General features: G+C 44.6%; 17 protein-coding genes. 16 read left to right on the top strand and 1 reads right to left on the bottom strand.

What is annotated here, in order from left to right; translation table 11 throughout:
* Positions 1 to 12 precede the first annotated feature (12 nt).
* The 12 genes from HMPREF9447_RS13845 to tsf all read left to right on the top strand — a co-directional run bounded on the left by HMPREF9447_RS13845 (position 13) and on the right by tsf (position 13,724).
* Positions 13 to 1,029, top strand: a complete 1,017-nt coding sequence (locus tag HMPREF9447_RS13845; RefSeq protein ID WP_009130351.1) for a zinc-binding alcohol dehydrogenase family protein — start codon at positions 13 to 15, stop codon at positions 1,027 to 1,029.
* A 4-nt stretch (positions 1,030 to 1,033) separates the two neighbouring features.
* Positions 1,034 to 1,957: an amidohydrolase family protein gene (locus HMPREF9447_RS13850; protein WP_009130352.1), complete on the top strand. Its 924-nt coding sequence runs from the start codon at positions 1,034 to 1,036 to the stop codon at positions 1,955 to 1,957.
* A gap of 27 nt (positions 1,958 to 1,984) precedes the next feature.
* Positions 1,985 to 3,241 carry an L-fucose:H+ symporter permease gene (fucP, locus tag HMPREF9447_RS13855; RefSeq protein WP_009130353.1) on the top strand — a complete coding sequence of 419 codons (1,257 nt, stop codon included), beginning with the start codon at positions 1,985 to 1,987 and terminating at the stop codon, positions 3,239 to 3,241.
* A gap of 34 nt (positions 3,242 to 3,275) precedes the next feature.
* Entirely contained in the window at positions 3,276 to 4,931 is a 1,656-nt protein-coding gene (locus tag HMPREF9447_RS13860) for a glycoside hydrolase family protein (protein ID WP_009130354.1), read from the top strand.
* Positions 4,932 to 5,370: 439 nt separating this feature from the next.
* A complete protein-coding gene (gene purB, locus HMPREF9447_RS13865; protein WP_009130355.1) occupies positions 5,371 to 6,717 on the top strand; it encodes an adenylosuccinate lyase in 1,347 nt (448 codons plus the stop codon).
* Positions 6,718 to 6,864: 147 nt separating this feature from the next.
* Positions 6,865 to 8,355 carry a pseudouridine synthase gene (locus HMPREF9447_RS13870; RefSeq protein ID WP_009130356.1) on the top strand — a complete coding sequence of 497 codons (1,491 nt, stop codon included), beginning with the start codon at positions 6,865 to 6,867 and terminating at the stop codon, positions 8,353 to 8,355.
* 29 nt (positions 8,356 to 8,384) lie between these two features.
* Positions 8,385 to 9,788, top strand: a complete 1,404-nt coding sequence (gene asnS, locus HMPREF9447_RS13875; RefSeq protein ID WP_009130357.1) for an asparagine--tRNA ligase — start codon at positions 8,385 to 8,387, stop codon at positions 9,786 to 9,788.
* A gap of 142 nt (positions 9,789 to 9,930) precedes the next feature.
* Positions 9,931 to 10,422 (top strand): DUF4488 domain-containing protein, encoded by a 492-nt coding sequence (locus HMPREF9447_RS13880; RefSeq protein ID WP_044138191.1) that lies wholly within the window; start codon positions 9,931 to 9,933, stop codon positions 10,420 to 10,422.
* A 289-nt stretch (positions 10,423 to 10,711) separates the two neighbouring features.
* Positions 10,712 to 11,173 carry a 50S ribosomal protein L13 gene (gene rplM, locus HMPREF9447_RS13885; protein ID WP_007659593.1) on the top strand — a complete coding sequence of 154 codons (462 nt, stop codon included), beginning with the start codon at positions 10,712 to 10,714 and terminating at the stop codon, positions 11,171 to 11,173.
* A 5-nt stretch (positions 11,174 to 11,178) separates the two neighbouring features.
* Entirely contained in the window at positions 11,179 to 11,565 is a 387-nt protein-coding gene (gene rpsI / locus HMPREF9447_RS13890) for a 30S ribosomal protein S9 (protein WP_007210470.1), read from the top strand.
* A gap of 174 nt (positions 11,566 to 11,739) precedes the next feature.
* Positions 11,740 to 12,573 carry a 30S ribosomal protein S2 gene (gene rpsB / locus HMPREF9447_RS13895; RefSeq protein ID WP_009130359.1) on the top strand — a complete coding sequence of 278 codons (834 nt, stop codon included), beginning with the start codon at positions 11,740 to 11,742 and terminating at the stop codon, positions 12,571 to 12,573.
* 158 nt (positions 12,574 to 12,731) lie between these two features.
* Positions 12,732 to 13,724 carry a translation elongation factor Ts gene (gene tsf / locus HMPREF9447_RS13900; RefSeq protein ID WP_009130360.1) on the top strand — a complete coding sequence of 331 codons (993 nt, stop codon included), beginning with the start codon at positions 12,732 to 12,734 and terminating at the stop codon, positions 13,722 to 13,724.
* A 195-nt stretch (positions 13,725 to 13,919) separates the two neighbouring features.
* On the opposite strand, the gene HMPREF9447_RS13905 is transcribed toward tsf, so the two are convergent.
* Positions 13,920 to 14,267: a translation initiation factor gene (locus HMPREF9447_RS13905; protein WP_009130361.1), complete on the bottom strand. Its 348-nt coding sequence runs from the start codon at positions 14,265 to 14,267 to the stop codon at positions 13,920 to 13,922.
* Positions 14,268 to 14,378: 111 nt separating this feature from the next.
* Between HMPREF9447_RS13905 and HMPREF9447_RS13910 the strand changes: the two genes are divergently transcribed.
* The 4 genes from HMPREF9447_RS13910 (at position 14,379) to porU (ending at position 22,097) form a co-directional block, all read left to right on the top strand.
* Positions 14,379 to 16,868: a DUF5686 and carboxypeptidase regulatory-like domain-containing protein gene (locus HMPREF9447_RS13910; RefSeq protein WP_009130362.1), complete on the top strand. Its 2,490-nt coding sequence runs from the start codon at positions 14,379 to 14,381 to the stop codon at positions 16,866 to 16,868.
* A gap of 99 nt (positions 16,869 to 16,967) precedes the next feature.
* Entirely contained in the window at positions 16,968 to 17,630 is a 663-nt protein-coding gene (locus HMPREF9447_RS13915; RefSeq protein WP_009130363.1) for a redox-sensing transcriptional repressor Rex, read from the top strand.
* On the top strand, positions 17,630 to 18,247 hold the full coding sequence (locus HMPREF9447_RS13920; protein WP_009130364.1) for a fumarylacetoacetate hydrolase family protein: 618 nt from the start codon (positions 17,630 to 17,632) through the stop codon (positions 18,245 to 18,247). The genes HMPREF9447_RS13915 and HMPREF9447_RS13920 overlap by 1 nt, the downstream gene beginning before the upstream one ends.
* Before the next feature lie 16 nt (positions 18,248 to 18,263).
* Positions 18,264 to 22,097 (top strand): type IX secretion system sortase PorU, encoded by a 3,834-nt coding sequence (porU, locus tag HMPREF9447_RS13925; RefSeq protein WP_009130365.1) that lies wholly within the window; start codon positions 18,264 to 18,266, stop codon positions 22,095 to 22,097.
* Positions 22,098 to 22,099 lie beyond the last annotated feature (2 nt).

Here is a 22,099-nt window from a genome sequence, read left to right on the forward strand (position 1 = left end):
ATAGAAAGTGAAATGAAAGCAGTAGCCATATTAGGAGAACGCAATGTCGCTCTCATAGAAAGGGAAAAACCACAGATCCATGACGGTGAAGTGTTGTTAAAGATACATTATGTCGGTTTTTGCGGCTCAGACTTGAATACATATCTGGGAAAGAATCCGATGGTGAAGTTACCGGTTGTTCCCGGGCATGAGATTGCAGCTCAGGTGGAGGCTGTAGGTGTAGGGGTACCTGAGAATATTCATCCCGGCATGTCCTGTACGGTGAATCCTTATACGAATTGCGGGCATTGTTCCTCTTGCCGGAATGGGCATCCGAATGCGTGTCAGTTTAATCAGACTTTGGGTGTGCAACGTGACGGGGCCATGTGTGAATATATAGCAGTGCCCTGGCAAAAGGTAATTGCAGATGATACATTGTCACTTCGCCAGTTTGCTTTGGTGGAACCTATGAGTGTGGGTTTTCATGCTGTTTCCCGTGCTAAAGTTACAGACCTTGATGTGGTGATGGTTATTGGTTGTGGAATGATTGGTGTGGGAGCGATTGTTCGCGCTGTATTGCGGGGTGCCCGGGTGATAGCTGTGGATGTGGATGATGAGAAACTGAAACTGGCTCAGGAGTTGGGTGCTCATTATACCGTTAACTCTGCAGTCGAAGATGTGCATGCGCGTTTGCAGGAGATTACCGGAGGAGCTGGTCCCGATGTGGTTATTGAAGCAGTTGGGGCTCCGGTCACTTATCAGATGGCAATCAATGAAGTCGGTTTTACCGGTCGGGTGGTTTGTATTGGTTATGCTAAGAAGGAAACCTCTTTCGAAACAAAATATTTCGTAATGAAAGAGATGGACATTCGTGGTTCCCGCAATGCTATGCCCGAGGATTTCCGTGCGGTTATAGAATACCTGAAACGCCCCTCTGCCGATGTGGAAAAGTTGATTAGTGGGGTTTATGCACCCGACCGAGCAAAAGAAGCTTTGGAAGGCTGGGTTATTAATCCGGGAAAGGTATTCCGTATTCTGATAAAATTCTAAAAGTATGGATTATAGAATTGTAGATGCTCACGCCCACCTCTGGTTGCATCAGGACACGGAGGTGGACGGTATGAAAATCAAAACCATGGAAGGAGGAAAATCCTTGTTCATGGGTGAGGTGCGCCAGATGCTTCCACCATTTATGGTGGATGGACGGAACACAGCCGAAATCTTCCTTTCCAATATGGATTATGCGCAGGTTTCTGCTGCGGTGATTACGCAAGAATATATTGACGGCTTGCAGAATGATTATCTGGAACAGGTGCAGCAGCGATATCCCGATCGCTTCCTGTGTTGCGGCATGGTCGACGCACGGAAACCCGGTTGCTTTCCTCATGCTGAAGAGCTGATAGAGAAAGGTTTCAAGGCAATAAAGATTCCGGCGCAACGATTGCTATTGTCCGAAGGCAGGGTATATCTCACTTCTGATGAAATGATGCGGATGTTTCATCTGATGGAAGAGAAAGATATACTTCTTTCGGTAGACTTAGCCGATGGTGCCGAACAGGTCGGTGAGATAGAAGAAATTATTGCTGAATGCCCGCGCCTGCGGATTGCCATAGGCCATTTTGGTATGGTGACGCGTCCGCAGTGGCAGGAGCAGATAAAACTGGCGCGGCATGAGCGGGTACGTATAGAATCCGGTGGTATCACCTGGTTGTTCAATGATGAATTCTATCCTTTCCGAGGAGCTATGGTTGCCATAAAAGAAGCTGCATCGCTTGTAGGCATGGAAAAACTGATGTGGGGGTCGGATTATCCGAGAACCATTGCAGCTATCACTTATCGGATGTCTTATGACTTCATCGTCAAGTCCGACTTAATGACGGAAGAAGAAAAGATATTGTTTCTGGGTGAGAATGCCCGGAGCTTCTATCGGCTTAACAATCTGGTGGAATTGCCTTATATAAAAAATATGTCGGAATAATTACGATTAACACATTGACCTTATAAAATGAATACCAATACAAAGAAATACACTGTTGCCCTGACGCTTATATTCAGCCTTTTCTTTATCTGGGCTATCAGTAGTAATCTGTTGCCAACCATGATACGGCAATTGATGAAAACCTGTGAGCTGAATACTTTTGAAGCATCGTTCACGGAAACGGCCTATTGGCTGGCCTATTTTATTTTTCCCATCCCGATAGCTATGTTTATGAAGAAATACAGTTATAAGGCAGGAGTTATCTTTGGCTTATTGCTGGCGGCATCGGGCGGGGCATTGTTCTTTCCTGCGGCTGCCATAAAGGAATATTGGGCATATCTGGGCATATTCTTTGTCATCGCCACCGGTATGTGTTTCCTCGAAACGGCTGCTAATCCTTATGTAACGGCCTTAGGAAATCCTCAAACTGCACCCCGCAGACTGAACCTGGCTCAATCGTTCAATGGCTTGGGTGCATTTATTGCCGCTATGTTCTTGAGTAAGCTGGTACTGAGCGGACAAGAATACACGCGCGAAACCATTCCTGCTGATTATGCGGGAGGATGGGAAGGGTATATCCAGTTTGAAACTGATGCTATGAAATTGCCTTATCTCATTCTGGCAGGTATTCTTTTGGTGATTGCCGTCGTCTTTATTTTTTCCCATCTACCCAAAATAGGGGGCGAAGAGCTGAAAGAAAAGAAGCAAGGTAAACTTATTAATTTCAAAGTACTGAAACGTTCCCATCTGCGCTGGGGGGTAATAGCGCAGTTTTTTTACAATGGCGGACAAACGGCAATCAATAGCCTTTTCCTGGTTTATTGCTGCACGTATGCGGGGATGTCCGAAGGTAAAGCAACCACATTCTTTGGCTTTTATATGCTGGCATTCCTGTTGGGACGCTGGATAGGTACTGCCCTGATGATAAAGTTTAAACCTGAGAATATGCTTGTTCTGTATGCGCTGGTGAACATCGTTTTGTGTGGTGTTATCATGATTTTTGGCGGCATGGTGGGGCTGTATGCCATGTTGGCGGTGTCTTTCTTTATGTCAATCATGTACCCTACGCAATTCTCTTTGGCTTTGAATGACTTGGGAGATGACACAAAGAGCGGTTCGGCTTTTCTTGTCATGGCCATCGTAGGAAATGCCTGCCTGCCACAACTCACTGCTTATGTCATGCATCATAATGAACATCTTTACCAGATAGCCTATATTGTTCCGCTCGTGTGCTTCATGTTTTGTGCATATTATGGATGGAAGGGCTATAAGGTGATTGATTAGAAACTAATATTGTAACACGTTAAAAATAAACAGTATGAGACTTCAGATTCGATTATTATTATTCAGTCTTTTATTCATCAACTTATCATTGTCTGCTCAGATAACGGAGCGCGAACGGCCCAAGGAATGGAATCAGTTAGTGAAAGGAGCCCGTTTTATAGATCGCTTTCTGCCGATGCAGGGTAAGGTGCTTTCGGCAGACACCTGGGGCGTAAAAGGTGTTATTCCCCGCTATATTGATAACGGTATTGAAGATCGTATATGGTCGTACTGGGGTGGAAATGTCAAGAAAGGCGAAGATGGCAAATTTCATTTGTTTGTTTGCGGCTGGCTGGAGGCTTCCCCAAAAGGACATGCTGAATGGCCTAATTCATTTGTGTTCAATGCGGTCAGTGATAATAGGACGGGGCCTTTCAAAGTGCGTAACATGATTGGTAAAGGACACAATCCGGAGGTGTATCAATTGAAGGATGGGCGCTATGTGCTCTATGTAATTGATGGATGCTATGTGACGGATGATCTGAACGGTAAATGGGAATACGGAAAATTCGAGTTCAATGCACGCGACCGCCGCATTATAGAAGGACTGTCTAATCTGTCGTTTGCACAACGTGAAGACGGTTCTTATCTGATGGTTTGCCGCGGTGGTGGCATCTGGATTAGTCAGGATGGTCTCTCTGAATACAGTCAACTGACCGACAAACGTGTCTATCCGGATGTGGATGGTCGGTTTGAAGACCCCGTAATCTGGCGTGATAATGTTCAATATCATATGGTTGTGAATGACTGGCTGGGACGTATCGCTTTTTATCTTCGTTCAAAGGACGGGGTGAACTGGGTGACTGACCCGGGTGAGGCTTATACTCCAGGTATTGCCATACATGAAGATGGGCGCGTGGAAGACTGGTTTAAGTTTGAACGTCTTAAAGTGTATCAGGATGAATATGGCCGTGCTGTTCAGGCTAACTTTGCAGTGATTGATACTTTGAAACCGCAGGATAAGCCGTTTGATAACCACAGCTCGAAGAATATTAGTATTCCTCTGAATTCGGGATTATTACTGACTATTCTGGATGAAAAACCCATTACTGCCACAACAAAAACAATCCGTTTGAAAGTAAAAGCGGAAAAAGGATTTAATCCTCAAACGGATATGGACATGAGTTCCCTGCGTTTTGGTGCTTCCGAAGAGGTGAACTATGGGCGGGGAAGTAAAGTCTTGAAGACTGAAAGTGATGGCGATGACTTGATTATTACTTTTGACGGAAAAGGAAATGGCATTACGAAAGATGAATTTGCCCCGAAACTGATTGGTAAATATAAAAATGGAAAGATGTTGTATGGCTATGCCCGTTTGCCGTATGTGGATTATATTGAGCCCATTCTTTCTGCCTGTGCACCTGCTTTTATAGTGTCGGGAAAGGGCCTGACCGGACGTATTGAAGTACAGAACTTCGGACAAGTAGCCTCTCATAAAGCTTCGGTGAAGATAGAGTATAAAAAAGAAGGTAAACTGATAAGTGTTGCTTCTGCCGCCGTGCCGGTTCTGAAGCCGTACGAGAAGATAGAATTGCAGTTCTCTTGTAAAAATGGGTTTGAGAAGGGCGAGAAGTATGATTTCATGGTGACTATTTATTCGGGGAAAAAGGTTCTTTCTACTTTTAATCTGACTTTGTCTCCATTGCAATAAGGTAGTATCCGGAAGGTTCAATGTGGTATACCTGAATGGAATGTCTGAACTTTTCAAATCCTGCATATACACTTGTCATGCAAACAATCCGTGTTGTTTATATCCCCCATCCAGAGCGCTTTCTGGAAGGGGGTAATCAGTATACGACTGAATTACATTCAGTATACGACTTAACCCTATTCAGTATACGACTGAATTAGGTTCATGTAACGGCCGAAGTATCACCTCTCTGCTATCCGTTATGAAAAATGATCTTTAAACAGCATTGCCTGTCAAAGAAAATGCCCGGAACACGGGATTTTGCGTCGCATATGTAACCCCATTGTGCAGGCCAATTTTCTATCAGTTAACTACCTTTCTGCACTTTCTTGCCTCTTTATAGCTTGTAACTCAGAAAAAAACGCTAATTTTGCAGTTCGATAATTATCAAAATACACGTATGGAACTTGATTTACTTACAGCTATTTCTCCGATTGACGGTCGATATAGAGGAAAAACAGACGCTTTGGCGGCCTATTTTTCAGAATTTGCTTTGATAAAATACCGCGTGCAGGTAGAAGTGGAATACTTCATTACCCTGTGTGAACTGCCTCTGCCACAACTGAAAGGTGTAGATAAAGGTGTGTTCGAAACTTTAAGAAACATCTACCGGAACTTCTCGGAAGTTGATGCACAACGTATCAAAGACATTGAGAGTGTGACGAACCATGACGTAAAAGCCGTGGAATATTTCCTGAAAGAAGAGTTTGACAAGATGGGTGGAATGGATGACTATAAAGAGTTTATTCATTTCGGACTGACTTCACAGGATATCAATAATACTTCCGTTCCCTTGTCCGTCAAGGAAGCGTTGGAGCAAGTATATTATCCTCAGATTGAGGAACTGATAGCGCAACTTCGCACCTATGCAGAAGAATGGGCTGACATTCCCATGCTTGCCAAAACGCATGGACAGCCGGCTTCACCCACCCGTTTGGGTAAGGAGGTGATGGTTTTCGTATACCGTCTCGAGCGTCAGTTGGCCACGCTGAAGGCCTGTCCGCTGACGGCTAAATTCGGTGGCGCTACTGGAAATTACAATGCACATCACGTTGCATATCCGGAGTTTGACTGGAAACAATTCGGTAATGAGTTTGTTGCCGGAAAACTGGGACTGGAGCGCGAAGAATACACCACGCAGATTTCTAACTATGATAATCTTTCCGCCATTTTTGATGCCATGAAACGTGTCAATACGGTGATGATTGATATGAACCGCGACTTCTGGCAATATATCTCTATGGAATACTTCAAGCAGAAGATTAAAGCTGGTGAAGTAGGTTCTAGCGCCATGCCGCACAAGGTGAACCCGATTGACTTTGAGAATGCGGAAGGTAACCTGGGTATAGCCAGCGCAATTCTGGAACATCTGGCTGTGAAACTGCCGGTATCCCGTTTGCAGCGCGACCTGACAGACTCCACTGTGTTGCGTAATGTAGGCGTTCCGTTCGGACACATCGTGATTGCCATTCAAAGTTCATTGAAGGGCTTGCGCAAATTATTGCTGAACGAACCCGCTATTTACCGTGATTTGGATAATTGCTGGAGTGTGGTGGCTGAGGCTATTCAGACTATCCTGCGCCGTGAAGCATATCCGCATCCGTATGAAGCATTGAAAGCATTAACCCGTACCAATCATGCCATTACGGAGGCATCCATTAAAGAATTTATCGAGGAACTGAATGTGAGCGAGGAAATAAAGAAAGAGCTACGTGTCATTACTCCTCATACATATACAGGAATTTGAAAAAGAAAGATAAGATTTAGCCGGATAATGAAGCCAACATTTTAAATCCGGTGATTGTTAGTTATAGTATACATATATAATAATAAGGTATAAAAGTGATAATAGAATGGCCGTGAGGCCAACGTTTAATTTTATTCGAATAAAACAATGAGTACAGAAAACGAAACTTGGCGTGACGATTCTTCCAATGAGGAGAATTCAGGCAACAAATTTGAAAGAGAAAACAATTACAGCCGTCCGTCTTACAACCGTGAGGGTGGTGACCGACCCTATCGCCCGCGTTTTAACAGCGAGAGTGGCGACCGCCCACAGCGTGCTTACAGCAGTGACCGCCCGTATCGCCCGCGCTTTAACCCTAATGCTGAAGGCAGTAGCGAACGTCCGCAACGCTCTTATGGTGACCGTCCGGCTTACAATCGTGAAGGTGGTGATCGTCCTTATCGTCCTCGCTATAACAGCGAAGGTGGCGATCGTCCTCAACGCCCATCCTATGGAAATAACGCCGGTGGCGACCGTCCTTATCGTCCTCGCTATAACAGTGGCGAAGGTGGTGACCGTCCTCAACGTCCTTCTTATGGCGGTGGTTCTTCCTATGGTGGAGGCTCTTCTTATGGCGACCGTCCTCAGCGCCCGCGTTTCAACAGTGGCGATGGCGGACAACGCTCTTATAACAATGATCGCCCTTATCGTCCTCGCTATAATGATGGCGACCGTCCTCAGCGTCCTTCCTATGGTGGTGGCGGCTCTTATGGTGGTGGCTCTTATGGCGACCGTCCTCAGCGTCCGCGTTTCAATGATGGTGGAAGACCGAGTGGTGGATATGGACGTCCGCAACAGCGCCGTACACCGGATTATGATCCGAATGCAAAGTACAGCCGTAAGAAGCAAATAGAATATAAGGAACAGTTTACTGATCCTAACGAACCGATTCGTTTGAATAAATTTCTTGCAAATGCAGGCGTTTGCTCTCGTCGTGAGGCAGATGAATTTATCACGGCAGGTGTGGTTTTAGTAAATGGAGTAGTGGTTACGGAGCTTGGAACTAAAATTAAACGTGGTGACGAAGTGAAGTTCCATGATCAGACGGTAAGCATTGAACGTAAGATATATATTCTGTTGAATAAACCGAAAGATACCGTGACTACCTCGGATGATCCGCAGGCACGTCGTACGGTTATGGATTTGGTGAAAGGTGCTTGTGACGAGCGTATTTATCCGGTAGGTCGTCTGGACCGTAACACTACAGGTGTTTTGCTGCTGACGAATGACGGTGATCTGGCTTCCAAGCTGACGCATCCCAAATTCCTGAAGAAGAAAATTTATCACGTACATACAGATAAGAATGTGACGAAGGCTGATATGGATCAGATTGCAGCCGGTATCCAGTTGGATGACGGTGAAATCCATGCAGATGCTATCAGTTATACAGACGATTTCAAACGTGATGAAGTGGGTATTGAAATCCACTCTGGTAAGAATCGTATCGTACGTCGTATATTTGAGTCATTGGGTTACAAGGTAGTGAAGCTCGACCGTGTGTTCTTTGCCGGATTGACAAAGAAAGGTTTGCGTCGTGGCGAATGGCGTTACCTTAGTGAACAAGAGGTGAACTACCTGCGCATGGGCTCTTTTGAGTAATTATATAATAAGGTATTAAACACAAATTTATGGAAAAGATTAGTAGAACAAAGATTGTTGACGTGTTGAAGCGCGAAGATTTCGGCGCTATGGTCAACGTGAAAGGCTGGGTTCGCACCCGCAGAGGTAGTAAACAAGTTAACTTTATCGCCCTGAATGACGGTTCTACAATAAATAATGTGCAGATAGTAGTGGATTTGGCAAACTTCGACGAAGATATGCTGAAAGATATTACTACCGGTGCCTGTGTGAGTGTGAACGGTGAACTGACAGAATCTGTAGGTTCCGGTCAGAAAGCTGAGATTCAAGCTCGTGAGATTGAAGTTCTGGGAACTTGTGATAATACATATCCTTTGCAGAAAAAAGGTCATACGCTGGAGTTCTTGCGCGAGATTGCTCATTTGCGTCCTCGTACGAATACTTTCGGTGCAGTGTTCCGCATTCGTCATAACATGGCGATGGCTATCCATACTTTTTTCCATCAGAAAGGTTTCGTCTATTTTCATACCCCCATCATCACGGCCTCTGACTGTGAAGGTGCCGGACAGATGTTTCAGGTGACGACGAAGAACCTGTATGATTTGAAGAAGGATGAGACGGGAGCTATTATCTATGATGATGACTTCTTTGGCAAACAAGCCAGTCTGACGGTTTCCGGTCAGTTGGAAGGTGAGCTTGCAGCCACGGCACTGGGAGCTATCTATACGTTTGGTCCTACATTCCGTGCCGAGAACTCCAATACTCCGCGCCATTTGGCCGAGTTCTGGATGGTGGAGCCGGAAGTTGCGTTCAACGATATTACGGATAATATGGATCTGGCAGAAGAGTTCATTAAGTTCTGTGTAAAGTGGGCTTTGGACAATTGTGCTGATGATGTGAAATTCCTCAACGATATGTTCGACAAAGGGCTGATTGAGCGTCTACAGGGGGTATTGAAAGAATCTTTCGTGCGCCTGCCCTATACGGATGGCATCAAAATACTGGAAGATGCAGTTGCAAAAGGCCATAAGTTCGAGTTTCCGGTATACTGGGGCGTGGACTTGGCTTCCGAACACGAACGCTATCTTGTGGAAGAGCACTTCAAACGTCCGGTTATTCTGACTGATTATCCGAAGGAAATTAAAGCCTTCTATATGAAACAGAATGAAGATGGCAAGACCGTACGTGCAATGGATGTATTGTTCCCGAAGATTGGCGAGATTATCGGTGGCTCTGAACGTGAAGCAGATTACGACAAGCTGATGAAGCGCATTGATGAAATGCATATCCCGATGAAAGATATGTGGTGGTATCTCGATACCCGTAAGTTTGGTACATGTCCTCACTCCGGTTTCGGTCTGGGCTTTGAGCGCTTACTTCTGTTTGTGACAGGTATGGCGAATATTCGCGATGTTATACCTTTCCCGCGTACACCGCGTAATGCAGAGTTTTAATTCGGAAAATAAATAAGTTAAGAGGCCCGCACAATCTTGGTTGTGCGGGCTCTTTTTTTGTGAATAAATTGTTATAATATCGAAATAAATACTTATATTTGTGTCAGTTGGATGCCAATACGTTAACCAAATATATACGAAAATGAGAAAGCAGTATTTCATTACCATGCTAGCGGCGGTGCTGTTGGCGGTAACAGGAACGATGGCGCAGGAGAAGACGAGTTTCAAACCTGCGGACCTGAAAGGCATCTGGCAGTTATGTCACTATGTATCCGAAGTTCCGGGTGTTCCCGGTGCATTGAAGCCCAGCAACACGTTTAAGGTGTTGAGCGATGACGGGCGTATTGTAAACTTCACTCTTATTCCCGGCAAAGATGCTATCATCACCGGCTATGGTACGTATATGCAGTTGACGGACAATAGCTATAAGGAAAGTATTGAGAAGAATATTCACCTGCCCATGCTGGATAATAAAGATAACACTCTGGAATTTGAACTGGGTGACGGCGGACTTATGCACCTGAAATATTTTATTTCTAAAGATTTGAATGGCAATGAACTGAATTGCTGGTATCATGAAACCTGGAAGCGGGTGTCGATGCCTGCCAAGTTTCCAGAAGACATTGTCCGCTAAAACGAGCTTTTCATAATATAACAAGCAATGTTAGGCTGCAAAACAACTAAACTTTTGCATCTTAACATTGCTTGTTTTGTATTCTGACGTTGCTTGTAATTGATTGTTAGCCTCTTAAAAAAAAGAAGAAAACGTTTGCCAGTTTTGGGAAAATCCGTACCTTTGCAAGCCGATTATTATCTAATAAGGATAAGCAATTAATTCAGAGCGAGTTAATCTACCTTTGTCCGGGGTAGTTAATCCGTAATGAGAATTTTTTTAGTAGTAACATTTAAAAAACAAATCAAGAGTGGATACTTTAAGTTACAAGACCATTTCTGCAAACAAAGCTACGGTAACCAAAGAATGGGTTATTGTTGATGCTACAGACCAAGTTTTGGGACGTCTGGGCGCAAAAGTTGCGAAACTGTTGAGAGGGAAGTATAAACCAAACTTTACTCCTCACGTAGATTGTGGTGATAATGTAATCATTATCAATGCCGACAAAGTTAAAATGACAGGTAATAAGTGGACTGACAAAGTGTATTTGTCATACACAGGTTATCCCGGTGGTCAGAGAGAAATGACTCCTGCTCGTCTGCAGGCTAAACCGAACGGTGATGACAGACTGTTGAGAAAAGTAGTAAAGGGTATGTTGCCTAAGAACAAATTGGGCGCTAAATTGCTGAGCAATATGTATGTATATGCTGGCAGCGAGCACAAACATGACGCTCAAAACCCCAAATCAATTGATATAAACTTACTTAAATAAGAAATATGGAAGTAGTAAATGCATTAGGCAGACGTAAAAGTGCAATTGCACGCATTTTCGTAACCGAAGGTACAGGAAAGATTACTATTAACAAGAGAGACCTTGCAGAGTACTTTCCATCAACTATTCTTCAGTATGTAGTTAAACAACCGCTGAGCAAGCTGGGTGTTGCTGAAAAATATGATATTAAAGTAAATCTTTGCGGTGGTGGTTTCACTGGTCAATCTCAGGCTTTGCGTCTGGCTATCGCTCGCGCACTGGTGAAGATGAATGCTGAAGACAAGGCTGCTCTTCGCGCCGAAGGCTTCATGACTCGTGACCCACGTTCTGTTGAACGTAAGAAACCGGGACAACCGAAAGCTCGTAGAAGATTCCAGTTCAGTAAACGTTAAGAGTTGCAGAAACGTTGGGGCGGACAAGTTGCTTAATTCTCAACTTTCAACTCTCAACTCTCAACTGAAAGAGCGTTTAGTATCTAAACTACCGGGACTCTGGAACGATAGACTACCCGGCGGTTGGTTTAGAAAAAACAAAAAAGAAAGTAAACGATTTAAAGAAAAAACAAGATGTCAAGAACAAATTTTGATACATTATTGGAAGCTGGTTGCCACTTTGGTCACCTCAAAAGAAAGTGGAATCCCGCAATGGCTCCCTATATTTTCATGGAACGCAATGGTATTCATATCATTGACCTCCACAAAACAGTTGCTAAAGTAGACGAAGCTGCTGAAGCTTTGAAGCAAATTGCTAAATCAGGAAAGAAAGTCCTGTTCGTTGCTACTAAAAAACAAGCTAAACAAGTGGTTGCTGACAAGGCATCTGCTGTAAATATGCCTTATGTAATCGAGCGCTGGCCGGGCGGTATGTTAACTAACTTCCCCACTATCCGCAAGGCTGTTAAGAAAATGGCTACCATCGACAAATTAACGAATGACGGTACATACTCTAATCTGTCTAAGAGAGAAATCCTGCAGATTTCACGTCAACGTGCTAAGTTGGACAAGACTTTGGGTTCTATTGCTGACCTGACTCGTCTGCCGTCTGCACTGTTCGTTATTGATGTTATGAAAGAAAATATCGCTGTTCGCGAAGCTAACCGTCTAGGTATCCCCGTATTCGGTATCGTTGACACGAATTCTGACCCTACTAACATTGACTTCGTAATTCCGGCTAATGACGATGCTACTAAATCAGTAGAAGTAATTCTGGATGCTTGCTGCGCTGCTATGCAGGAAGGTTTGGAAGAAAGAAAAGCTGAAAAGGTAGATATGGAAGCTGCCGGTGAAGCTCCTGCTAACAAGGGCAAGAAGAAAGCTACAAAAGCAAGACTTGACAAATCTGACGAGGAAGCAATCAATGCAGCTAAAGCTGCTGCTTTCATGAAGGAAGAAGAGGCTTAATCATTATAGAAGTAGTTAGTAGTAAGTAGCTAGTAGTAAGCAGAGGATACTCTATTTACTAACTTAGGTAAGCAGTACATTTCCCTACTTACTACTAGCTACTTGACTATTAACTACTTTTTTTATTATTAATAATTAAAATATAAAGGAAATATATTATGGCTGTATCAATGGCTGATATTACCAAACTCCGCAAAATGACCGGAGCAGGTATGATGGATTGCAAGAATGCATTGACAGAAGCTGAAGGCGATTTCGACAAGGCAATGGAAATTATCCGTAAGAAGGGACAGGCTGTTGCCGCTAAGCGTTCAGACCGCGAAGCTTCTGAAGGTTGCGTTTTGGCTAAGAGCACTGGTAACTTTGCCGTTATCGTTGCTTTGAAGTGTGAAACCGACTTCGTGGCTCAGAATGCTGACTTCGTGAAGTTGACTCAAGATATTCTTGACCTCGCTGTAGCTAACAATTGTAAGACTTTGGACGAAGTGAAAGCACTGCCGATGGGTAACGGTACTGTACAGGATGCAGTGACTGACCGTAGTGGTATTACGGGTGAGAAGATGGAACTTGATGGCTATATGACTGTCGAGGGTGTAAACACTGTTGTTTACAACCATATGAATAAAAATGGCCTCTGTACTATCGCTGCTTTCAATAAGGAAGTTAACGAGCAGTTGGCTAAGCAAATTGCTATGCAAATTGCTGCCATGAACCCGATTGCAATTGATGAGGACGGTGTTTCTGAAGAAGTGAAGCAGAAAGAAATCGAAGTTGCCATTGAGAAGACTAAAGCAGAACAAGTGCAGAAAGCTGTGGAGAATGCTTTGAAGAAAGCTGGTATCAATCCGGCTCATGTGGACAGCGAAGACCATATGGAAAGCAACATGGCTAAAGGTTGGATTTCGGCTGAAGATGTAGCAAAGGCAAAAGAGATTATTGCTACTGTTTCTGCTGAAAAGGCTGAACATCTGCCTGAACAAATGATTCAGAACATTGCTAAGGGTCGTTTGGCTAAGTTCTTGAAAGAAGTTTGCTTGCTGAATCAGGAAGATATTATGGACGGTAAGAAAACTGTAAGAGAAGTATTGGCAGCTGCTGATCCTGAACTGAAGATTGTAGACTTCAAGCGTTTCACTTTGAAAGCTGAATAATTCAACTCAATATATATAAGAAACGACCGCGCGGAATCTCCGTAGCGGTCGTTTTTTATGTCATATTGGTTGCTTGTGAAACAGATAATGTATTTGCTGAAAACAGATGGTCTGTTTACCCTCAACAGATGGTCTGTTTGACCTTAATAGACCATCTGTTTTGCTCTAACAGACCGTCTGTTCCGGCAGACTGGATTATCCTACCGGTTTAGTCTGCGTATATCCTTCTTTTTTAAGCAGTTCCAGTACTTTCTGTTTGAAATCTCCCTGCACGATGATTTCCCCGTCTTTAGCACTTCCCCCTACACCACATTTAGACTTCAGTAATTTACCTAACTCCTTCAAGTCATTTTCCGTTCCTATGAAACCTGTTATAAGCGTAACTACTTTCCCGCCTCGGTTCTTGCGGTCTAACTGGACACGCAGCTTTTGCTGCGAAGGTTCCAAAGAGGCTTGTTCTTCGTCATCTTCCTTTTCATAACTATAATTTGGGTTGGTAGAATAGACAACATTCAACCGTTCTTTCCAATCATTATTTTTCATATTCGTACTGTTTAGTAAGGTCAAAAGTAATATTTTGCATGGAACTTTGCAATCTTTTGAGAGTTTTGTCGTCTAATAGAAAAATGCTATTTAACTTCAAATGCCAAAAACATGAAGAAATATATCTGTTTTTTCCTATTGAGCCTTATCACTATACTTTCTTTTGCACAAAATTTCAAGGGTACTGTTACGGATGATAGTGGAAATCCGGTTCCTTATGCCGCTCTTTATTTGAGAGAGACGAAGTCGGGTTTAACGACTGATGAACATGGACACTTTCAAACAAAGCTGCCTATGGGACAATATACTTGTGAAGTTTCATCTTTGGGATACAAGTCCCAGAGTTTTTCTTTTCAGATGCCTGAGCGTGATTATGAAAAGAACATAATCCTTGCCGAGCGCACCTATACGCTACCGGAAGTGAGCATAACCAAGGGAAATGAAGATCCGGCTTATGCCGTGATGCGTCGAGCGATAGCCCGTGCTCCTTATCACCGTACCCAAGTGAAAGGTTATAGGGCAGGCACTTATCTGAAAGGAACAGGAAAGGGAACTTCTATTCCGGCAGTGTTGAAGCTATCCAAAGAAGTTAGAAAAGATGCGAAGGAGTGGCTTGGTAAACTTTTTGTGCTGGAAGAGCAACAAGTAGTGAACTTTACAGCTCCCAATGTCTGGAATAACCGGGTTATTGCTCATAAGAATTCTTTTCCGGAGGAGATACAGGTGGATATGGGGATAACTATGGTGAACCTTTATACACCCGAACTTTTCGGCAAAATATCGCCTTTAAATAAAAAAGCTTTTTCATACTATCGTTTTAGACTTGACGGTTGTTTTGTGGAGGCTGGACAGATGATTAATAAAATCCGTATCATTCCCCGGAAAGAGGATAACCGTTTGCTGGAAGGTGATTTGTTTATTGTGGAAGATTTGTGGTGCATATCTGCTGCTGATGTCAGTGTTCGTGGCGGAGGTCTGAAAGCACAAATCAAAGTTACCTGCAAGGAAGTGCAACCTTCTGTTTTCCTTCCGGTATCCACTACGATGTCTTCTTTTATTGACATAATGGGCTTTAAGGCGGAAGCATCCTATCTGGCGGCAGTGCACTATACGGAAGTGAAGACAGACATCCAACCACAAGAAACAAAAAAAGAAGAAACGGCGGAGGTTACAGCGAACAGTGCAGCGCAACCAAAAAAACATAAATATGAACGACCTGCCCGCATTGGCCGTAAAGATACTCAGGTTGATTCACTTGCCGATAAGCGGGATTCCCTTTACTGGACTGCCGTGCGTAGCGTGCCGTTGCGATTGGAAGAAGTGCAGAGTTATCAATACAAAGAAAAGATTGTTCTGAAGGATTCACTGCCCGGAGGGAATAAAGCGAATCAGAAAAAAGGTCTCGCTCAGGTGTTGAATACCATCATGTGGGGAAAGACGTTCAGTACTTCCAATAAAAATGCCTGGCTGACTTTACCTAATCTTACCTCTTATATTCCCGAATATAATTTTGTCGATGGTTTTTGGTTAGGAGCTAAGCTAAAGACGGGAGTGAAGTTGTCCCAGGCTTCCACCCTTCGCTTTGTTCCTTCGTTTTACTATACTACAGCCCGGAAGAATTGGGTAGGACAAGGAGAACTTACATTAGATTATGCTCCACGGAATCGTGGTCGTTTATCCCTTTCCGGTGGGGTGGTCTCTGCCGACTATAATTCGGAAAGCGGAGAATCCCGTTTCATAAATGCGATGTCCAGTTCGTTGTTTGGACATAATCATCTGAAACTCTATGAGAATACTTTCTTTACTGTGAACCACGCTATAGAACCATTCAACGGATTACTTTTTTCATCCTCACTTTCCTGGCAACGCAGAAAGATGCTGGATAATCACATCAGGCATAGCTGGTTCAAGAGAGATGCTGAGCCAAACCTGCCGGAGAACGATGCTTTCCGGTCGATGCCCGACAATGATATTCTGAAAGCTTCTTTCGAACTGGAATATACCCCGGCACATTACTATCACATGTCGAAAGGTAAGAAAGTGTATGAAGATTCCCCTTATCCGACTTTTGCCCTGAAATATGACAGAGCCTTTCCGATGGATGGAAGTCGCTATATAACTTCCTATCATCTGATGCAATTCTCTGCTAAGCAAGATATAGAATTCGGTATGTTCAACCGTCTGCATTGGTCGGTAAGTGCAGGTACATTTTGGAATGTGAAGAATCTGCAATTTCCTGACTTCAAGCATTTTGCCTCCACTCGCATTCTGGTTACGGAACGTTTTTTCGATACCGGATTCAGCCTGTTGGATAATTACGCTTTATCTACCAATACCCGCTGGGCTCAGGCAAACGTCTCCTGGTACACCCCGTATCTTCTTCTGAAACATCTTCCTTTTCTGTCAAGAAAATCTTTTGATGAAGCATTGCATCTTCGTTCTATTGTGATATATGGACAACGACCTTACACGGAATTGGGCTATTCAATCGGGTTTTCAGATATGGCGCGGATAGGGGTGTTTGTCGGTTTCGATTGCCTGAAGTACCATTCAGCAGGAGTTTCCATTAGCTTGCCCTTATCTCTGATTGTCGGTGAGTGACACTTTTGTAGAAATTATGTTAACTTTCTTCTGTATGACTGTTCATTTTCGGAAAAAAGCGTATTTTTGTCAATCCGTAACCTATAAGAAATGAAGAAAATGACCACGAACCAGGCAATTCAATATAAGGATAGCATGAAAGTGCCGGAGCCTACTTTGCGCAGGTTGCCGTGGTACTTGTCGAATGTCAAGCTACTCAAACAACGGGGCGAACGGTTTGTCTCTTCTACGCAAATATCCAAAGAAATCAATATAGATGCTTCCCAGATAGCTAAAGACCTGTCTTATGTGAATATCTCTGGACGTACGCGTGTGGGCTATGAAGTTGATACGCTGATTGCCGTACTGGAAGATTTTCTGGGATTTACCGATATGCATAAAGCATTCCTTTTCGGAGTGGGTAGCTTGGGCGGTGCTTTGTTGCGCGACTCCGGTTTGAAGCATTTCGGATTGGAAATAGTGGCGGCATTTGATGTCAATCCTGAATTGGTAGGCACTACACTGAATGGTATTCCCATTTTCCACTCTAACGATTTTGAACAAAAGATGCGCGAATATGATGTGAATATCGGCGTACTGACCGTACCCATCGAGATAGCCCAACGGATTACGGATACAATGATAGCCGGCGGCATTAAGGCAGTGTGGAATTTCACCCCTTTCCGTATCCGCGTGCCGGAGAATATTGTTGTCCAGAATACTTCTCTATATGCTCATTTGGCGGTGATGTTCAACCGTCTGAATTTTAACGAAATCGAATAATGAAGATTATTGCTGTTGGAATGAACTATGCACTGCACAATAAAGAGCTGGGGCATACGTTAGTAAATAAAGAGCCGGTTATCTTCATGAAACCCGACTCGGCGATATTGAAAGACGGAAAGCCTTTCTTTATTCCCGATTTTTCGGATGAGGTTCATTATGAAACAGAAGTGGTGGTACGCATTTGCCGTTTGGGAAAGAATATTGCACCGCGGTTTGCAAACCGTTATTATGACGCGGTGACGGTGGGTATTGACTTTACCGCGCGCGATTTGCAACGCAAGTTTCGCGAGGTAGGCAATCCTTGGGAACTCTGCAAAGCGTTCGACAATTCGGCGGCTATCGGTACATTTGTCCCTTTGGAACAAGCAGGAGGAGATGTGCAGCAACTCGATTTCCGTATGGAAATAGACGGACAGGAAGTGCAGCATGGAAATACCTCGGATATGCTTTTTAAAGTGGATGAAATTATAGCATACGTCAGCCGCTTCATGACGCTGAAAATTGGTGACCTGTTGTTTACGGGAACTCCCGCAGGCGTAGGTCCGGTACAGATAGGACAGCATTTACAAGGATACCTCGGAGAAGATAAGTTGCTCGACTTTTATATTCGTTGAGTCAATTTATTAATATATGTTCATCAAACGTTGCTGGTTGCTTTGTTGCTTTATTGCTCTCTTTCTTCCGGTTTCGGCGCAGGAATTCATTACGCTGAACTGGCAGGAGTTGCCGTCCGCGCAAACGCTTCCCGTAGTAACGCGAGAACTTCCGTTGAAGGACGATTTCCGTTCGTTTACTTATCAAGTTGAAATAGAGTTTCCGGAATATCAGAGATTAAGCAAGAGTGAGGCGGCGGTTTTAGAAGCGCGGCTTGACAGTTTGCGCCGGCTTTCGGATGCAGACATAGCTTTCGGGGAAGGCTTGCCGGTATCTCCGCAGATTACTTCGTTCATCAAAGTCTCCGCACATCGCGGTTTTCTCTCCATACACTTTGTTCCCGTGGTCTATCGGGAAGGTAGTTATCAGCGGCTGAACTCCTTTAAACTATCGGTGAAATCTTTCCCGAAGAGAGAGGGAATGGGAGAGGGAACAACCACCCGAAGCACTGCAATCTCCTCAACTAAAACTTCTCTGAAAGACTGTACTAATTCACTTCTTTCCTCCGGTCGTTGGACGAAGATACGTGTCCGGAACACCGGAGTTTTTAAGATTACGAATGCCGAATTGAAGAAGATGGGCTTTTCAAGACCGGAGAAAGTGCGGGTATTCGGGTATGGTGGCTATTTACTGTCCCAGCGTTTCAGTGAACATCCGGCAGCCGATTTGCCGGAAGTCCCCTTGCTGCGTTTGTCGGACGGTGTGCTGTTTTATGCACGTGGCACTGTTTCCTGGAAGCCTGATACCAAAAACTCTTATTTTGTCCGCGAACGTAACTTCTACTCCGACGAAGGATATTATTTCCTGACCGACCGGGATGATATTCCGGAAATGGAAACCGAAGTGCTACCTTCTTTACAAGGCACTGCTGCCAACCGACTGACTACATTCAACTCTTATGCCCTTTATGAGAAAGATGCATATAGCTGGGCCAATACCGGCAGGGAGCTTTATGAAGACTATGATTATGTTGCAGGAAATGCGAAAAACTATACCTTGCATTTGCCGGGCATTGTGTCCGGAGGGACCGGATATCTGACTACTATATTTGCCTCCCGTTCCATTGGAGTGTCTACTTCTTATGCTGTCTCGGTGGATGGCGTGGCACAAGGCAGTGCTTCGTTGGCATCTATTTCATCCGATAACCAGTATTATACGAAAGCTACTTCTGCCGCCATAAATACCTCCTGGCAGGGAGCAAATTCGGAGACTGCCACAGTAACCGTCACTCATACCCGTCCGTCGGGAACATCGGGCCGTCTGGATTATATTGCCTTGAACTACACCCGCGAACTTGCTCTGAACACTCCCTATCTTCCTTTCCGTTCTCTGGCTTCTATCAATAAGGAAACCACATTCGTGCTATCCGGTGCTACTGCCACCACCGTAATCTGGGATGTGACTGACCCTGCAAATATCAGTAGAATAGAAGGACGTTTTGCGGATGGTACCTATACATTCACCATTCCTGCGGGAAAACTGCGTGAGTTTGTAGCTGTCACTCCCGAAGCGTCAGGCTTTGAAACAGTAGAATCTGCAGGCTGCGTAGCGAACCAGAACCTGCACTCTCTGGAAGCAACCGACATGGTAATCATCTCTCCCGACCGGACCGACCTGATGACACAGGCAGAACGATTGGCACAGGCGCATCGTGAAAAGGATGGAATGTCTGTTGTCGTCATTCCTGCTCCACAAATTTACAATGAATTCTCTTCCGGAACGCCGGACGGAACAGCCTACCGCCGCCTGATGAAGATGCTCTACGACCGTTTCCCTAAAGCTGCCGAACGTCCTAAATACTTGTTGTTCTTTGGAGATTGCAGCTATGACAACCGCATGCTGACCTCTTCCTGGAAAAACTACCGACCGGATAATTATTTGCTCTCCTATCAATCAGAGAACTCTATCGAAGAAACCAACTCCTATGTGACTGATGACTACTTCGGTTTTCTGGATGATGAAGAAAGTGATAATCTGACGGCTGCCATGTTGGATATCGGCATCGGACGTTTTCCTGTCCGCACGGCTGCCGAGGCAAAAGCGGCTGTAGACAAGACCATTGCTTATATGGAAAACAAGCATGCAGGCCCTTGGAAACATACTGTCTGTTATGTATCTGATGATGGAGATAAGAACCTGCACATCTCCCAATCTGAAATACTGGCAAGTTATACTGAACGGAATTATCCCTCCCTGCTTGTCAACCGGATTTATGCTGATGCTTTCCGCCGTGAGGCTTCTGCTACCGGAGAAACCTATCCTGATGCAACGAAGCGTCTTCTGCAAATGTTCGACAAGGGAATGTTGGTAGTCAACTACACAGGACATGGAAGTACTTCCGCCTGGGCAGCAGAAAACCTGTTGACGACCAACGATATCACCAAAATGTCTTCTCCTCGTCTTCCTTTGTGGATAACAGCTACCTGCGACTTCACCCGCTTTGACGATATACAGACTTCAGCAGGCGAACAGGCCTTTCTGAATGCAAAAGGTGGTGCCATTGCCTTGCTCACCACCTCCCGTGTGGTATATGCTTCACAGAACTCCGCCCTGAACCAGGCTTTCCTTCGTCACATCTTTTCCCGTCCCGAAGGCAAACGTCTCCGCTTAGGAGACATCATGCGCCTCTCCAAATGCGACGAGTCTTTGGCGAACGATAAGAATAAACTGAATTTCGCCCTTATCGGTGATCCTGCCCTGACTTTAGCATATCCCGATTATCAGGTACAAATAGATGAATTTGCAGGAGTGAATGTGGCGGAAGAAGGTGCCGTCTATCCGCAAGCGAAAGCTGGCAGCAAGATTACCGTCAAAGGACATATTCTGACTCCTGAAGGTAATCCGGCAGAGGACTTTACCGGTACGGTGCACCCCACCGTGCTCGACAGTAAAGAGCAGGTTACCACGCTCGACAATCGGGACGAGGGAGCTTATACTTATACGGAGCGCAGCAAAACACTTTTCTCTGGCAGTGATTCCGTTCGTTGGGGGCGTTTTGAATTTACTTTCCCCGTGCCGCTGGATATCAACTATTCGGATGAAGAAGGTCTGCTGAGCCTTTATGCTCTGAGTGCAGACCGGACTAATGAAGCGGGAGGATATTTTGATCACTTTCTGGTAGGTGGCACGGCTGATGAGATTTCTTCGGATACTTTAGGTCCTAAGATGACGATTTATTTGAATACTCCGGATTTCCACTCCGGCGGACAAACCAATAATACACCTCTGTTTGTGGCAGAGTTGGAAGATGCTGACGGTATCAATACGGTGGGCAACGGTATTGGGCATGACCTTTCGCTTTGCATTGACGGTAGTGCGGTGCTGACTTATAATCTGAATGATTATTATACTCCCACAGCCGGAGATTATACCCAGGGGATGGTGCACTTCTCTGTGCCCGACCTTGCCGAAGGAAAGCATACTCTTTCGTTCCGTGCCTGGGATTTGCTGAATAACTCTTCTACAAAGACGTTGGATTTTGAAGTCGTTCGTGGATTGCGTCCCAACCTTTTCTCTGTGATTTGTACGCAGAGCCCTGCAAGGGAGAGCACAACATTTGTTCTATCGCATAATCGTCCCGGCTCTACGCTTGCTGTGCGTATGTCGGTATATGATTTTTCCGGGCGGGAGTTGTGGACACACCTTGAACAGGGCATATCCGAAGGACAAACCTATTATGTAGAATGGGATTTATGCAGTAATGGCGGACAACGCCTGGCACCCGGTGTGTATCTGTACCGTGCTTCCATTGTCTCCGATGGTAGCCGTGAAAGTACGAAAGCGCAGAAAATCATTATCCTGTCACAATAAAT

It is taken from the genome of Bacteroides oleiciplenus YIT 12058 (genome assembly GCF_000315485.1).
Taxonomy (GTDB): domain Bacteria; phylum Bacteroidota; class Bacteroidia; order Bacteroidales; family Bacteroidaceae; genus Bacteroides; species Bacteroides oleiciplenus.

Bases quoted from the DNA above. Each gene is read 5' to 3' on its own strand.
- asnS (WP_009130357.1), top strand. From the start codon at position 8,385: ATGGAAAAGATTAGTAGAACAAAGATTGTTGACGTGTTGAAGCGCGAA.
- tsf (WP_009130360.1), top strand. From the start codon at position 12,732: ATGGCTGTATCAATGGCTGATATTACCAAACTCCGCAAAATGACCGGA.
- porU (WP_009130365.1), top strand. From the start codon at position 18,264: ATGTTCATCAAACGTTGCTGGTTGCTTTGTTGCTTTATTGCTCTCTTT.
- purB (WP_009130355.1), top strand. From the start codon at position 5,371: ATGGAACTTGATTTACTTACAGCTATTTCTCCGATTGACGGTCGATAT.
- HMPREF9447_RS13905 (WP_009130361.1), bottom strand. From the start codon at position 14,267: ATGAAAAATAATGATTGGAAAGAACGGTTGAATGTTGTCTATTCTACC.
- HMPREF9447_RS13845 (WP_009130351.1), top strand. From the start codon at position 13: ATGAAAGCAGTAGCCATATTAGGAGAACGCAATGTCGCTCTCATAGAA.
- fucP (WP_009130353.1), top strand. From the start codon at position 1,985: ATGAATACCAATACAAAGAAATACACTGTTGCCCTGACGCTTATATTC.
- rpsI (WP_007210470.1), top strand. From the start codon at position 11,179: ATGGAAGTAGTAAATGCATTAGGCAGACGTAAAAGTGCAATTGCACGC.
- rpsB (WP_009130359.1), top strand. From the start codon at position 11,740: ATGTCAAGAACAAATTTTGATACATTATTGGAAGCTGGTTGCCACTTT.
- HMPREF9447_RS13870 (WP_009130356.1), top strand. From the start codon at position 6,865: ATGAGTACAGAAAACGAAACTTGGCGTGACGATTCTTCCAATGAGGAG.
- HMPREF9447_RS13880 (WP_044138191.1), top strand. From the start codon at position 9,931: ATGAGAAAGCAGTATTTCATTACCATGCTAGCGGCGGTGCTGTTGGCG.
- HMPREF9447_RS13915 (WP_009130363.1), top strand. From the start codon at position 16,968: ATGACCACGAACCAGGCAATTCAATATAAGGATAGCATGAAAGTGCCG.
- HMPREF9447_RS13860 (WP_009130354.1), top strand. From the start codon at position 3,276: ATGAGACTTCAGATTCGATTATTATTATTCAGTCTTTTATTCATCAAC.
- HMPREF9447_RS13910 (WP_009130362.1), top strand. From the start codon at position 14,379: ATGAAGAAATATATCTGTTTTTTCCTATTGAGCCTTATCACTATACTT.
- HMPREF9447_RS13920 (WP_009130364.1), top strand. From the start codon at position 17,630: ATGAAGATTATTGCTGTTGGAATGAACTATGCACTGCACAATAAAGAG.
- HMPREF9447_RS13850 (WP_009130352.1), top strand. From the start codon at position 1,034: ATGGATTATAGAATTGTAGATGCTCACGCCCACCTCTGGTTGCATCAG.